Origin of the sequence: Limosilactobacillus coleohominis, assembly GCF_016901675.1 — a bacterium.
GTDB classification, from domain to species: Bacteria; Bacillota; Bacilli; order Lactobacillales; family Lactobacillaceae; genus Limosilactobacillus; species Limosilactobacillus intestinavium.
This window is the reverse complement of the sequence record NZ_JACJKU010000223.1, coordinates 1-219: the sequence shown is the minus strand read 5'-3', so window position 1 is coordinate 219 and position 219 is coordinate 1. Positions and strand designations below refer to the sequence as shown.

Below are 219 nucleotides of genomic sequence, written 5' to 3'. Positions count from 1 at the left end.
TTTTACTGGTAATTTTTCTCGTAATATTAACCCGTGAAAAACGATCAGTCATTACTAGAACAACGCTATCCTTGCCATCTTTATGACCTTGAATAGTGTCTAGTTCCCAGTGACCAATTTCGGACCGTTGGTCCGCAACCTGTGGACGTTGAGCAATGTTAGGTCCTAAGCACTTTTTGGCTTGTGGATGAGATTGATGGTGTTTACGTTTAGTTTTCT

The 219-nt window shown here is 40.6% G+C and carries 1 pseudogene; it reads right to left on the bottom strand.

From position 1 onward, the window contains the following. A pseudogene (locus H5975_RS08600) lies at positions 1-219 on the bottom strand (IS30 family transposase); the annotation flags it as partial.